The 12791-nt window shown below is 67.6% G+C and carries 12 protein-coding genes and 1 CRISPR repeat array; of the genes, 10 read left to right on the forward strand and 2 right to left on the reverse strand.

The window, feature by feature from the left end; all coding sequences use genetic code 11:
• The first annotated feature begins 47 nt into the window (after positions 1 to 47).
• The 9 genes from CV_RS06745 (at position 48) to CV_RS06785 (ending at position 10986) form a co-directional block, all read left to right on the forward strand.
• Positions 48 to 1421 carry an ATP-binding protein gene (locus tag CV_RS06745; protein ID WP_052278781.1) on the forward strand — a complete coding sequence of 458 codons (1374 nt, stop codon included), beginning with the start codon at positions 48 to 50 and terminating at the stop codon, positions 1419 to 1421.
• Positions 1402 to 2049 (forward strand): response regulator transcription factor, encoded by a 648-nt coding sequence (locus tag CV_RS06750; protein ID WP_043595705.1) that lies wholly within the window; start codon positions 1402 to 1404, stop codon positions 2047 to 2049. The genes CV_RS06745 and CV_RS06750 overlap by 20 nt, the downstream gene beginning before the upstream one ends.
• Positions 2046 to 2858: a DUF2861 family protein gene (locus CV_RS06755; protein ID WP_011134935.1), complete on the forward strand. Its 813-nt coding sequence runs from the start codon at positions 2046 to 2048 to the stop codon at positions 2856 to 2858. Before CV_RS06750 ends, CV_RS06755 begins: the two co-directional genes overlap by 4 nt.
• A 75-nt stretch (positions 2859 to 2933) precedes the next feature.
• Positions 2934 to 5183: a glycoside hydrolase gene (locus CV_RS06760; protein ID WP_011134936.1), complete on the forward strand. Its 2250-nt coding sequence runs from the start codon at positions 2934 to 2936 to the stop codon at positions 5181 to 5183.
• Positions 5184 to 5362: 179 nt separating this feature from the next.
• Positions 5363 to 6493: a CRISPR direct-repeat array (repeat unit 29 nt; unit sequence GTGTTCCCCACGTGCGTGGGGATGAACCG).
• Between the two features lie 206 nt (positions 6494 to 6699).
• Positions 6700 to 7959, forward strand: a complete 1260-nt coding sequence (locus CV_RS06765) for an MASE1 domain-containing protein (RefSeq protein WP_043595707.1) — start codon at positions 6700 to 6702, stop codon at positions 7957 to 7959.
• Positions 7952 to 9430, forward strand: a complete 1479-nt coding sequence (locus CV_RS22800) for an acyl-CoA-binding protein (protein ID WP_011134938.1) — start codon at positions 7952 to 7954, stop codon at positions 9428 to 9430. Before CV_RS06765 ends, CV_RS22800 begins: the two co-directional genes overlap by 8 nt.
• Before the next feature lie 239 nt (positions 9431 to 9669).
• Entirely contained in the window at positions 9670 to 9996 is a 327-nt protein-coding gene (locus CV_RS06775) for a RebB family R body protein (protein ID WP_011134939.1), read from the forward strand.
• A 220-nt stretch (positions 9997 to 10216) separates the two neighbouring features.
• The gene (locus CV_RS06780) at positions 10217 to 10675 is read left to right on the forward strand and encodes a hypothetical protein (RefSeq protein WP_011134940.1); all 459 of its coding nucleotides are present in this window, start codon (positions 10217 to 10219) and stop codon (positions 10673 to 10675) included.
• Between the two features lie 2 nt (positions 10676 to 10677).
• Positions 10678 to 10986 (forward strand): hypothetical protein, encoded by a 309-nt coding sequence (locus tag CV_RS06785; RefSeq protein WP_011134941.1) that lies wholly within the window; start codon positions 10678 to 10680, stop codon positions 10984 to 10986.
• Between the two features lie 19 nt (positions 10987 to 11005).
• Here CV_RS06785 and CV_RS06790 read toward each other — a convergent pair whose 3' ends face one another.
• Entirely contained in the window at positions 11006 to 11344 is a 339-nt protein-coding gene (locus CV_RS06790; protein ID WP_011134942.1) for a DUF1992 domain-containing protein, read from the reverse strand.
• Between the two features lie 50 nt (positions 11345 to 11394).
• Positions 11395 to 12282 carry a LysR family transcriptional regulator gene (locus CV_RS06795; RefSeq protein ID WP_011134943.1) on the reverse strand — a complete coding sequence of 296 codons (888 nt, stop codon included), beginning with the start codon at positions 12280 to 12282 and terminating at the stop codon, positions 11395 to 11397.
• Positions 12283 to 12383: 101 nt separating this feature from the next.
• Here CV_RS06795 and CV_RS06800 point away from each other — a divergent pair, with 101 nt between their 5' ends.
• Entirely contained in the window at positions 12384 to 12791 is a 408-nt protein-coding gene (locus tag CV_RS06800; RefSeq protein ID WP_011134944.1) for a DUF2000 domain-containing protein, read from the forward strand.

Genomic DNA, 12791 nt, shown 5'->3' on the forward strand with positions numbered 1-12791 from the left:
GAAGCCGCGCGCTGCGGTCTTGGGCCCGCCGGCCTTATAATCCAGCCATGCCGCGCCTTCTCGCCCTGTTTTTGATCGCCCTGAGCCTGCACGCCCGCGCCGACGTCGCCGCGCTGCAGGCCGCGCTGCGCGCCGCGCGCCCGCAGGCGGAGACGACGGTGGCCGCCTTGCAGCAGCTGGACGCCGCGCTGCTGCGGCCGGATTCGCTGTACCCGGCGCTGGGCCAGCTTCCCCTTGTCCAATTGCAGGCGCTGTATCGCCACCGCGGCCAGTGCCGCGCGCCGTGGCCGGCGCTGCCGGCCGATGTATTGCGTTTCGAGCGCGCGCTGTGCGATGGCGAGGCGCTGCCGCCGGCCTGGTTCGCCGCCCATCCCATCCATCCGCTGGGCGGCAGCTATGCCTGGCATTATCTACAGCGCCATCCGGAATCGGCACCCGCGCTGCAGCCTTATCTGCACCTCCGGGAACGGCCGGCGGCTTTTGCCGGCATCGGCAAGCTGGGCGACGACAACCTGGCCGCGCTGCTGTCCGGCGAGCGCTGGCTGCTGGATGGCGGCGATCTGTGGTGGCGCGACGGCGCGTCCTGGCGACGCTATGGCGCGGAACAATGGCGGCCGCTGGCGGAGGCGGCCGGGCTGGCGCTGAGCCCATTGGCCGACGGCGACGCCTGCCCGCAACCGTTGGGCCGGATCTGCGCGCGGCCGCTGCCGCCGTCGCCGCGTTGGTGGCGGTCGCTGGCCGGCGTTTCGCTGCTGGCGGCGGCCGGCATGCTGGCTTACGGCTGGCTGCAGCGCCGCCGGCTGGAGCGGGAGCGGCGCTTTGTGCTGCAGATGCTCACCCACGAGCTGCGCACGCCCATCGCCGGGCTGGGCAATGTGGTGGAAGACTTCCGCGCCGGTTTCGATCAATTGCCGGCCGGCGCGCAGCAAGGCTTCGGCCGGCTGGCCGACGGCGTGCTGCGGCTGCGCCAGCTGGCCGATGCCAGCCGGCATTATCTGGCGGCGGACAGCCGGCTGGAAGCGCCGCAGCCGCTGCCTTTGGCTGCTTGGCTGGATAGCGTCGCGGAACGCCACGGTGCGGCTTACTGTCTGGATCAGGATAGAAAGCTGAACCTGCCGGTCTACTGGCTGGGCCTGTGCCTGGACAATCTGCTGCGCAACGCGCGCCAGCACGGCCGGCCGCCGGTGCGCATCCTGGCCAGCTGGAAAAACGGCCGGCTGCGGCTGGCGGTCAGCGACGGCGGCGCGCTGCCGCGCTACCGCTTGTCGCTGTTGCGGCGCGAGCTGGGCGCCAGCGCCGGCATGGGGCTGGGCCTGGCCATCGTGCGGCGGGTGATGGCCAGGCTGGGCGGCCGGCTGACGCTGGAAGGGCCGCCGACCACATTCGCGCTGGAGTTGCCGTGTGACGATATTGCTGATTGAAGACGACGCCGAACTGGGCGCGGGCCTGCGCCAATTCCTGCAGCAGCAGGGCTACGACTGCCTGTGGCTGCGCGACGGCGGCGAAGTGGCCGCCCACTGGCGGCAGGCCGAGCTGGCGATCCTGGACCGCCAGCTGCCGGACGGCGATTCGCTGCGCCTGTTGCCGCAGTGGCTGGCGCTGAAGGCGCTGCCGGTGATCGTGCTTACCGCCCGGGTGGAGCTCGATGACCGGGTGGCCGGGCTGGAGGCCGGCGCGCGCGACTACCTGACCAAGCCCTTCGCCCATGTCGAGCTGCTGGCCCGCGTGCGCGCCCAATTGCGACCGCTGGGCGAGGGCGCCTTGGCCTGCGGCGAGCTGCAGTTGTTTCCGGCCAGGCAGGCTGCGGCCTGGCGCGGCGGCGAGGTGGCGCTCACCCGCACCGAGTTCGACCTGCTGGCGATGCTGGCGCGGATGCCGGGCCGGGTGTTCACCCGCGACGAGCTGCTGAACCAGGTATGGGGCTACCAGCATTTCCCGTCCACCCGCACCGTGGACACCCATGTGCTGCAGCTGCGGCAGAAGCTGCCCGACATCCCGATAGAAACCGTGCGCGGCGTCGGCTACCGGCTGAGCGGGGGCGGGGCGTGAGGCCGCCATTCTGGCTGGCCCTGGCCTGGGCGGCGCAGGCGGCCGCCGCGCCGCTGCTTCCGGCCACGCCGCTGGAGCCGGCCTATCACGCCTTGCTTTCCGGCGACCGCGCCGGCGCCTGGCGCCAGTTGGACGCGCTGGGCGCCGCGATGTCCAGCGCCGCGCAGCGCCAAGCCTGGCTCACGCTGCAGCGCGAGCTGGCGTCCGGCCAGTGCGGCCGCGACGCGCCGGCGGCGCCGCCCGCCTGGCTGGGCGACCTGGAGCTGGACCTGATCCAGCGCGACATCCCGCTCAGCCGCGTCTACAACGTCAGGCTGAACGGCGTCAGCCCGCGGCGCGACCTGCGCTGGTCGCTGCGGCTGCCGGACGGCCGCGAACTCTTCGCCGGCGCGAAGACGCGCTACGACGGCCGCCAGTTCGAGCTGGAAAGCGAGGACCAGGCCGCCGCGCTGCCGCCGGGCGTCTACCGGCTGACCGCGCAAAGCGGCGGCGAAACCTGGCGGCAGGACCTGTCGCTGCCGGGCATGGCCGCGCAGGACTGGCTGCGGCGCGACGGGCGCAAGCTGGCGCCGCGTCCACCTACCCAGCCATCCGCCTGCCCGCGGCCCTGGCTGGAACAGGCGCTGCTGTCGCAGCCGGATTTCGAACTGCGCTGGTGGCAGCGGCGCGAGCTGGGCCAGACGCTGCGCTGGCCGGCCAACCCCGGCGAGAAGCTGTGGGCCAGCGTGTCGCTGTTGCGCGCCGAGTTCAGAGGGCCCATCGCCGTCCGCCAGATCCACCGCGTGGCCGCGCCCTTGAGCCAGTTCTGACATTATCCTGACAATTGCCTGTTCCTTTTGCGCTGCAATGCGGTCTATCGAAATGACCGATTTGCAGGAGAGGGCATGACGCGTCTGATCAAAATATTGCCGCTGGCGGCGTGGGGGATATCCCTGCCGGCCTGGGCTGGGCTGGTGTTGCAGAACCCTGAATGGAAAGTGGAGCTGGAACCGGCCACGCTGGCGCTGAAGGTGACGCCGGCGGGCGAGCCGGCGCGGCGGGTGTCCGACGGCGTGCCGGCGCGTAAGGTGTCCGCGCTGCGCCAGGACGATCAGTCAGCCGACTGGCAATGGGACGACGGCCGTTACCGCTGGCAGGCCAGGCTGCAAGGCCGGGACCTGACGCTGATCCTGAACGCCAAAGCGCCGGGCAGGGTGGAGCTGCTGCGCCAGCCGGCGGCCGCGATGGGCAAGGGCCTGCTGCTGCCCCTGGCCGAGGGCAGCTACATCCCGGCGGGCAGCAAGCTGTGGCGCGATTTCCTGCCCGGCTTCGCCGGCGACGGCCTGGACACCTCGGAAAACCTCAGCCTGCCGCTGTGGGGCATGGACTATGGCCGCCGCAGCCTGCACTGGCTGCTGCTGGAGCCGTTCAACAATCAATTGACCATCCGCGCCGACGGTTCGAATCTGGCACTTGGCCTGAGCCACGAATTCAACCCGCTGAATCAGCAGCGGCCGATGACGCTGCTGCTGCGGCTGGCCGACGACAATCTGCTGGCCGGCGCGCAACGCTATCGGCAATGGCTGATCGAGCAAGGCCGTTATCAAACGCTGGCCGACAAGATCCAGGCGCAGCCTGACACCGCCAAGCTGATCGGCGCCAGCCACGTCTACCTGTGGGGCAATAATCTGCTGGATGTGTCCGACGTGCGCGATTGGCCCGCCTTTATCAAGCTGCTGCGTGGCCCGGACCCGCTGGCGGCCAAGCTGCGCGGCCGTTTCGACGCCGAGGGCGGCAAGGTTTTGCGCCAGGCCGGCGCCAAGCCGGACCATTACCAGCAGCGCGCGCTGATGGAGGCCGTCAACCAGGCGCTGACCGCCGAGGCCCGCGCCGGCTGGCTGAGCAAGAAGCCGGACTGGGAGCGGATGGCCGCGCCTTATCAGCGGCTGCGCGCGCTGGCGGAGCGGCTGTTCGGCCCGGCATTGCGGCCGGACGCGTCGCGCTGGGGCGGCGGGCTGTCGCGCAAGACCATCACCGCCTTGCAGGCGGCCGGACTCAAGCGGCTGTGGCTGGGCGCGGACAACTGGGAGGGCGGGCTGTGGCAGCCGCAGGCGGTGAAGGCCGGCGTGGATGCCGGTTATCTGATGACCGCCTACGACTCCTACGAGACCGCGCTGCAGCTGGGTTACCGCGAAGACTGGCTCACCGCCCAGCAGGGCGAGGCTATCTACCGCCAATGCGGCGTCACGCTGGCCAGCGGCAAGAAAAAGGCGGGCTTCCAGCAGTCCGGCTACTACACCAACCCGGACTGCGTGCGCGACACCCTGAAACAGCGCACCCGCGCCTTGCATGCCGCCACCGGCTTCAACAGCTGGTTTCTGGACGCCTACGCCACCGGCATGGTGTTCGACGACTACACGCCTGGCCGCCAGACCGGCAAGGCGGAGATGGCGGCCGGCTATGAAAAGTCTATGCAATGGGTGGCGGACGCCTATCGGCTGCCCGTGGGGTCGGAAATGGGAAATGCCGCCACCAGCCGAGGCATCGCCTTCGCCCACGGCATGCAGGCGCCGGTGATGGGCTGGGGCGACGCCGATCTGCAGAAAAACAAGCAGTCGCCGTACTTTCTGGGCCGCTGGTATCCGTCAGACCAGCCGGAAACTTTCTTCAAGAAAGTGCCGCTGAAGCAGCCGTACCGCGATCTTTACTTCAGCGCGCCATACCGCTTGCCGCTGTACCAGGCGGCCTTCCATGGATCGGTGATCACCACCAACCACTGGCTGTACGACAACCTGAAATTCAGCAATGCCTACGCCGACAACCTGCTGGCGCAATGGCTGTACAACGTGCCGCCGCTGTTCCACCTGTCCGCCGCCAGCCTCAGGGCCCGCCTGCCGCAGCTGCAATGCGCCGACCGCGCCTTCCGCCCCTTGCACGAGCAACTGGCCACCCAGGCGCTCACCGGCTTTGCCTGGTTGAACGCCGAGCATACGCTGCAGCAAACCCGTTTCGCCGACGGCAGCCGGCTCACCGCCAACTTCGGCCCCGCGCCGGTCCGCTACGATAAGCAAACCCTGCCGCCGCAAAGCCTGCTGGCCGAGCTGGCCGGCCAGCCGCCCAGGCTGCTGCCAGTGGCGGATTGCGCTGGCAAGTAAGCGGCGGCGATAATGCCGATGTCGTTTTGCCGGTCGTGGCGCGGCGGTTTCCCATGGCCGGCGAGCGGCATTGCCGAGCGGCATTGCCGAGCGATCGAGATGGTGATTTTTTGAGCGGAAAAATCGGTAGATTTTTGGGGTGGGTTTTTGTCTTTAAAAATCAGCATCTTGAAATTGGTGTGTTCCCCACATGCGTGGGGATGAACCGTCTGGCCTCAGGGCCATCGACATGGCCAAAGCGTGTTCCCCACGTGCGTGGGGATGAACCGATGGGATAGTCGCCCAGGAAATCGAACACCAGGTGTTCCCCACGTGCGTGGGGATGAACCGACGTTATTGCCTGGCAGGCCCAGTTCCGCAAAGTGTTCCCCACGTGCGTGGGGATGAACCGCCTAAAGACCTAGTCGGCCAGCCCTGGCGCTTGTGTTCCCCACGTGCGTGGGGATGAACCGCCATGTGCGCCGTATCGCATCTTTGTCGCTTCGTGTTCCCCACGTGCGTGGGGATGAACCGGCTGATCCGAGTTTGCCGCCGCCGCATCAAGTGTGTTCCCCACGTGCGTGGGGATGAACCGCGAGAGGACCGTCCCCGCCGAGGCGTTACCTAGTGTTCCCCACGTGCGTGGGGATGAACCGGGCCGGTTGGAGAGCCTAGGCGTTAGTGTCTTGTGTTCCCCACGTGCGTGGGGATGAACCGGAACCCGGCCTGCACCATCATCAACGAGACCAGGTGTTCCCCACGTGCGTGGGGATGAACCGACCGGCCACCACCTGGCCGCCAGCCCGGTTCCGTGTTCCCCACGTGCGTGGGGATGAACCGGTTACAGATCTTGGTCAGCTGGTGGCAGGCATGTGTTCCCCACGTGCGTGGGGATGAACCGCACTGAGGCTGAAAAACCTTGGCCTACTCTGCTGTGTTCCCCACGTGCGTGGGGATGAACCGGTGGAAGCGTCGATCTTGTCGGTCGTTGCGATGTGTTCCCCACGCCCGTGGGGATGAACCGACCTATTTCTACATAGACTGTATGTAGCAGAGGTGTTCCCCACGCCCGTGGGGATGAACCGTACGCGCTGCCGTGGAACAAACAGCGGGAGGGGTGTTCCCCACGCCCGTGGGGATGAACCGCAGCTGGTTCGATACGGCAATTCGGGCCTGACGTGTTCCCCACGCCCGTGGGGATGAACCGTACATCACCATCCACGGCGGCGCGAACGTCGGCGTGTTCCCCACGCCCGTGGGGATGAACCGTAGTAATGGCCATCTGGTGCTCTGGGAACAAGAGTGTTCCCCACGCCCGTGGGGATGAACCGGGCATGACCGGATTTCGCATCGACAGCCGGCGCGTGTTCCCCACGCCCGTGGGAATGTGCTTCTGCCCGTCTATCGCTTGCTTAATCCACGGCCGTCGCGTTGCCCGATGCGCTTGCGATCGACGCGCCGCGGCTTGCCGTCCGAGGAGGGCGCTTCCTATGCTGCAAGAATCGATGTCAGAGGAATCGCCATGCAGCAGTTAAGAGTGAGTGTTCTGGTTGCCGCGCTGTTTCTCGTCGTCGCCGTGGTGTCCAAGACGCTGGCCAGCTCCGTCACGGAGACCGTGCCGGTGTGGCTGGGCAGCGGGGTGACTTTTTCCGCGTTGCTGATTTCTCCGCGCTGGCGCTGGCCGGCCATTCTCGCCGGTGTGTGGCTGGCGTCGGCGATATGGGGGATGTCCGCGCATGGCCTGGGGCTGGCCGGCGCGGCAGCGTTCGCGGGGATAGAGGTGGTCAGCGGAGCCGTCGGCTGCTGGGTGGCCGGACTGGGGCGCAACGATCCGGATTCCCCGATCGGCATGGCCTTGCTTCTTTGCGGCGCGGCGCTGGCGTCCTGCCTGGGCGGCGCAATGGCCATGGCGCTGTGGCAGTGGCAGCGGCCCAGCCTGGATGTGACGCTGGAGGGCGTGGCCTGGGTGTTGTCCACCATGGTCGGCATTCTGCTGGTGACGCCGGTGGCCACCGCGTTCCGGGGGTTCCGGCTGAAACGGTCCGGCGGGATGACGATGGCCCAGTTCCTGGGCGGCGGCGCGGCCTTCCTGTTGTTCCTGGGCGCGGTGGCGCTGGTTTTCATCGATCACAGCGCCGCGCGTTACGGCCACGTGGCCGCGACCCTGGCTTATCTTCCCATGCCTTTCCTGTTGATCGCCGCGGCGCTGTGGGGGCCGCGCGGCGGCGCGCTGGCGTTGCTGCTGGGCGGCTTGCTGATCATCGGCCGGACCGCGCAGGGCGGGGGGCCGTTTGCGGTGGACGAGGGCTTCTCCGGCGAGGCGGTGATCGAGGTTCAGGGCTTCGTCACGATATGGGCCGCGGTGATGATCGCGGTGCGGGCGCTGTCCGGCGCGCGGCGTCAGGCATTGATCGACGCCCAGTCCTGGCGCCTGCGTTACGAGCGCATCATGCGCGAAGTAGGCGTGGCGACGGTGGAGTACGAAGCGGCCAGCGGGCGGGCCACCTGGGGCATGGGGGCGGGCAAGGTGCTGGGGGAGGACGTCGCCCGCATTTCCAGCCTGGACGAATGGCTCGAGCATATCGCGCCGGACGAACGCGGCCTGGTGGAGGCGACGTGGAGCAGCGTGGCCAGCGGCGAGACCTGGGCCAGCGAGCAAAGCTATACCTTGATGCGGACCGATGGCGAGCCCTTGCGGGTGCGGGAGCGGCTGGCTTGCGTGCGCGGCGCGGACGATTCGGTGGAAATGGTGGTGGGCATGTTGCGGCCGGAGCCTCTGGAGAGCGGCGATGGCTGAGCCCGGGGTGTTCCTGATCCATGGATTGGGCGGCACCCAGTACGATCTGGGCTCCATGCACAAACGTCTGAAAAACGCGGGCTTCGTCACCCATGCGCTGACGCTGCCGGGCCACGGCACGCGGCCGGAGGATCTGGCCGGCGTCAGGATGGAAGACTGGCTGGACGCGGCGCGCGCCAAGTACCGCGAGATCGTCGGCCAGCACGAGGTGCTGCACGTGATGGGCATGTGCATGGGCGCTCTGTTGGCGCTGGAACTGGTCAAGCTCGAGCGCCATGACAAGGGCCGGCTGGTGGCGCTGGCGCCGCCGGTGTACATAGACGGCTGGGCCACGCCCTGGTACCGGGGCCTGCGCCCCTTGCTATACCGGGTGCCGGGTTTGCCCGAGCGGATGAAGGTGGAGGAAGAGGAGCCTTACGGCATCAAGAACGAGCAGCTGCGCGCCATCGTCAAGGCCAAGTTCGAGCGTGGCGAGAATTTCCACTATGGCTGGGTGCCATTGGCCTGCATCCGCGAAGTGGACCGGCTGCGCGCGGCGGTGATGCGCGGGCTGGACAGGATCGCCTGCCCCACCCTGGTGGTGCATGCGCGCGAGGACGAGCTGACCAGCCTGCGCTCCGCGCACTTTCTGGTTGAGCGCATCGGCAGCGGCAAGCGCGCCGGCCTGGCGCGCATGGTGGTGCTGGAAGACAGCTATCACATGGTGTGCGTGGACAACGACAGGGAAATCGTCGGCAAGCACGTGCTGGAGTTTTTCAACGCCAACGTCGCAGGCGGTTTCGGCATGGGCATGGTCGATCCGGCGATGGCGCCGGCGGAAATGGCGGCGCTGCTGGCCGCGGCGCGGCGCGCGCTGGAGCAGGGCGACTTCGCCGCCCTGTACCGGCTGGGGATACCGGATTTCGTCTGGCTGCAGCCGGGCCGCAACCGCAGCAGCGGCGCGTTTCCGGGACGCAAGGGGCTGCGGCGGCTGCAGGGCTGGGCGGGTGAGGGAGCGAGCTTCGCCGCTTTCGGCGCCGCCGTGATCAACGCCGGCATGGCGGTGCAGCCCGCCACGCTGCTGCATCGCGGCCTGGCTTCCCCAGGCGTGCTGGCGCTGCAGCTGCGCAGGGGCAAGCTGCTGGAGGCCCGATGGTTTCCGGACGATCTGGACGCCGAGGATGCCCACTTCGGCGGCGAGCCGCTGCCGGACGGACCCAGCGAGCAGGAAAAGGCTTTCGAAGCCGCCGCCGCGTTGTCGCGCACGTTGCGCAAGGCGCCGGACAACGCCACGCTGCTGAACTTGTACGCCTTGTACAAGCAAGGGGCGATGGGCGATGCCACAGGCGAGCGTCCAAGCGTGATGGACATGGTGGGGCGCGCCAAGCACGATGCCTGGATGGCCAGGCGAGGCATGAGCCGGGAGCAGGCGATGGCGGATTACGTGGCCTTGGTGAATCGGCTGAAAGCCGAGGAGAGCCTGGAGGCGTGAGCGCCATCGATGGCCGGCGCACGGGTTGGCGGCCTTGGAGTGGCTAACAAAATTCCTGATGCGGCGTTGCGCCGACTTGTCGTACTCAAGTACTGCCTGCGTCGGCGCGCCTTGCCTCAGCCGTGAAACTGATTTTTGTTAGCCGCTCTTAGTGTGAGCCGTTCGCCTAAGTAATGTCACATATTGAAGCGCTTTTCCCTGGCTGCCAGTCTGAAGCGTCAGACCATCAGGAGAGACGCATGGCCTTCCCCACCGCAGTCAACAGCCAGATCACCGACGCCGTCACTCAGTCCAACGTCAAAGTGGTGGGAGAGGCGCCCGCCATGGCGATGGGTTCCATCTATCAGAGCCTGGCCCATTCCACCGGCATCCTGTTCGAGAACGCCGTTTCGGCCCAGCAGCAGCAAACCGCGTTGGCGCAGGCGGTGGCGAACATGGGCGTGATGCAGGTCTACAGCCTGGACACCATCGCTGCGGCGACAGCCGGCGCGAAGGTGTCCCAGGGCGGCGCCGGAGAGGATCTGTCCAGCTTGTTGGCGGCGCTGCGGAGCTTGCGCGGCCAATAGCCCCCTCTCGGCCCGCCGCCTGTCCATTCTGCTCGATCGCCGTCCGCTCCAGTTTTATAGGATCAGCTCTTTGTTTTGATGGATGAAAATGGAGTTGGGTCCGATTTATTGTTCTCGATCAAGCCCGGTCTGTTCTGCCCGGGCGACGGGCGCCGCATTCGCCTATGTTGGGAGCGGATGCCGTTCCGAAATGGCTCGACGCATGCGGAGGAGGTGGAGCATGGACTATCTGTTGTTGTCGCACCCGACTTTCGGCGCGCTGGGCATCATCGCGGCGGTGTGGGTGCTGGTGGAGACCCTGAACGCGTCGGCGGGCAATGCCGCGCGGATCAGGCTGGCGTCGCGGGCGACGGCGCTGTGCATGGGCCTGTCCTGGATGCTGGGGGGCTACTGGTATGTCCATTTTTACGGACACGACAAGGCGCTGATCCTGAAAGGCCCGCTGCCCTACGCCCACAACCTGGTGATGGAGACCAAGGAGCATCTGTTCTTCATCGTGCTGATCCTGGCGTTTTACCTGCCCATCGTCGCGGCCGACAGGCTGCACGAGAACCCCGCCGCGCGGCGGATGACGGCGGCGACGGCGGCCTTGCTGGCGCTGACCGCGTTCGCGGTGGAGGGCGGCGGAGCCATCATCAGCTACGGCGTCAAGGCGGCGCTGCTGCAGCACGGAGGCTAGCGATGGACAACACCCTGAACCGATACGCCGGCGGTTTCGCGCTCTCGGCCAGCACCGCCATTTTGTTCAACACCCTATTGGCCTGGCTGAAGGACAGCCTGCCGGCGCTGAACGGCTGGATGGCGTCGCTGACCGGGCACCACTGGACCACGCACGGCTTGTTCGACCTGGCGGTGTTTTTCCTGCTGGGCCTGGCCTTCGCCCGAGGCGGCGCGGCGGACCGGCTGGGCGGCGACGCGCCGATGAAGCTGCTGGCGGGCTGTACCGTGGCGGCGGGCCTGGGCCTGCTGCTGTGGTTTTTGTTCGTTTAGTCCGGCCAGCGGCGCGGCGTCAGGCGCCGCCGCGCAGCCGCTCCAGCTGCAAGGCCAGGTCCAGCCCTTTTTGCTGGACCTGGGCCTGTTTTGCGCGCCAGGCCGGGGTATCCGGCTCCAGCGCGGCAAGCTCCGCCCGCAGGGCGGCGAGTTCCCGCATCGCTTCCACCTCGGCCGGCACGCAGCCGGCGTCCTTCAATATCTTGTATGACATCCTCAGCTCCGCCGGCGTGGCGGCATAGCCGTCGTCCAGCGCCAGCGGCTTGCCCCATCCCTTCGCGCGTTGCAGCTCGCCGCTTTGTTCGCTGGCGCGAATGCCGGCGGCGATCGCCGCGTCGAGGTCGCGTGGATTCTGCATGGTTTGCCTCCCAGGGCATTGAATGCTGAATTATGACATTGCAATAAATATCATTGATGTGGCGGGAGCTCGGCCAGGAAACGGACCAGGCGCAGCGTCAGGCTTTCCCGCGCGGCGTTGGCGGGCCAGACGGCGTAGACGCCCAGCGCTTCCACCTGGCAGTCGGGGAGGACGACGCGCAGCTGTCCCGCGGCCAATTCGTTTTCCACCAAGAACGCTGGCGGCGTGGCCAGGCCACAGCCCGCGATGGCTAGCTGGCAGGCGGCATCGACGCTGTTGGCGGTGATGCGCGGCTGGATGGCGAAGTCGTGGCGTCGGCCGGCGGCGTCGATCAGGGTTTTGCGTTTGGCTCGCATCCGTATGCCCAGCCAAGGCCAGTCTGCCAGTTCTGCGGGAGAGGCGGGCTCGCCGCGCGCGTCCAGCAAGCTGGGCGCGGCCACCAGCAGGCGCGGCATGTCGAACAGGCGGCGCGATTTCAGCGCGCTGTCCTGCAGTTCGCCGATGCGGATGGCCAGGTCGATGCCATCCCGGATCAGATCGCGTTTCTCGTCGCTGTAATCCAATTCCAGCTCCACCTTGGGATGGCATCGGGAGAACGCCGCCAGGCTGGTGGTGAGCGGGCCGCGGGCGAAGAAGGCGGGCAGGCTCAGCCTGAGCGTGCCGGCGGGCTCGGCCGCGCGTCCCGCCAGCTCGTTGAGTCCGGTTTCGGCCGCTTGCAGCATCGCCTGGGCGTGGCCGTAAAGCGCCTGGCCATCCGGCGTCAGCGACAGCCGCCGGGTGGAGCGGTACAGCAAGGCGACCCCCAGCCGGCTTTCCAGCTGCGAGACGTGATGGCTGACCACCGATGGCGCCAGGCCCAGCGCGCGGGCGGCGGCGCGGAAAGAGCCGGTTTCGGTGGTCTTGGCGAATACGGCCAACGCGCGTAGTTCGTCTATCATTGTTCGGTTTTTTCGATTATTGAATTTCAATTGTACTTAATTGTGGATCATTTGGCGGCGGCGCATAGTGGACCGGTTCTTTTCGTGTTCAGGAGCCATTCATGGACGACATCCGCTGCGCCATCATCATTGATCCCGATCTGCCGCCCGGCGTCATTGCCAATACCGCCGCCGTGCTGGCGATGTCGCTGGGCAAACGCCACCCGGAACTGGTGGGGCAGGATTTGCCGGACGCGCGCGGCCAGCCTCGGCAGGGCATCACGACGGTGCCGATTCCGGTGCTCAAAGGCGGCGCGGACCAGTTGCGCGCGCTGCGCGCGGCTGCTAGCGAAACCGGACTGACCCTGGTGGAGCTGACCAGCGCCACCCGCTTCACCCGCAGCTACCAGGAATACGCGGCCGCGCTGGCGGCCACGCCGGAAGAGATGGTCGAGTATCAGGGCCTGGCATTGTGCGGACCGGGCAAGCGGGTGCGGCAACTGACCGGCAGCCTGGGCCTGTTGCGCTGA

Origin of the sequence: Chromobacterium violaceum ATCC 12472 (assembly GCF_000007705.1) — a bacterium.
Lineage (GTDB): Bacteria > Pseudomonadota > Gammaproteobacteria > Burkholderiales > Chromobacteriaceae > Chromobacterium > Chromobacterium violaceum.

Excerpts from the sequence above, each read along its gene's own strand:
- CV_RS06795 (WP_011134943.1), bottom strand. The coding sequence starts at position 12,282 with ATGATAGACGAACTACGCGCGTTGGCCGTATTCGCCAAGACCACCGAA.
- CV_RS06785 (WP_011134941.1), top strand. The coding sequence starts at position 10,678 with ATGGACAACACCCTGAACCGATACGCCGGCGGTTTCGCGCTCTCGGCC.
- CV_RS06760 (WP_011134936.1), top strand. The coding sequence starts at position 2,934 with ATGACGCGTCTGATCAAAATATTGCCGCTGGCGGCGTGGGGGATATCC.
- CV_RS22800 (WP_011134938.1), top strand. The coding sequence starts at position 7,952 with ATGGCTGAGCCCGGGGTGTTCCTGATCCATGGATTGGGCGGCACCCAG.
- CV_RS06745 (WP_052278781.1), top strand. The coding sequence starts at position 48 with ATGCCGCGCCTTCTCGCCCTGTTTTTGATCGCCCTGAGCCTGCACGCC.
- CV_RS06790 (WP_011134942.1), bottom strand. The coding sequence starts at position 11,344 with ATGCAGAATCCACGCGACCTCGACGCGGCGATCGCCGCCGGCATTCGC.
- CV_RS06780 (WP_011134940.1), top strand. The coding sequence starts at position 10,217 with ATGGACTATCTGTTGTTGTCGCACCCGACTTTCGGCGCGCTGGGCATC.
- CV_RS06775 (WP_011134939.1), top strand. The coding sequence starts at position 9,670 with ATGGCCTTCCCCACCGCAGTCAACAGCCAGATCACCGACGCCGTCACT.
- CV_RS06800 (WP_011134944.1), top strand. The coding sequence starts at position 12,384 with ATGGACGACATCCGCTGCGCCATCATCATTGATCCCGATCTGCCGCCC.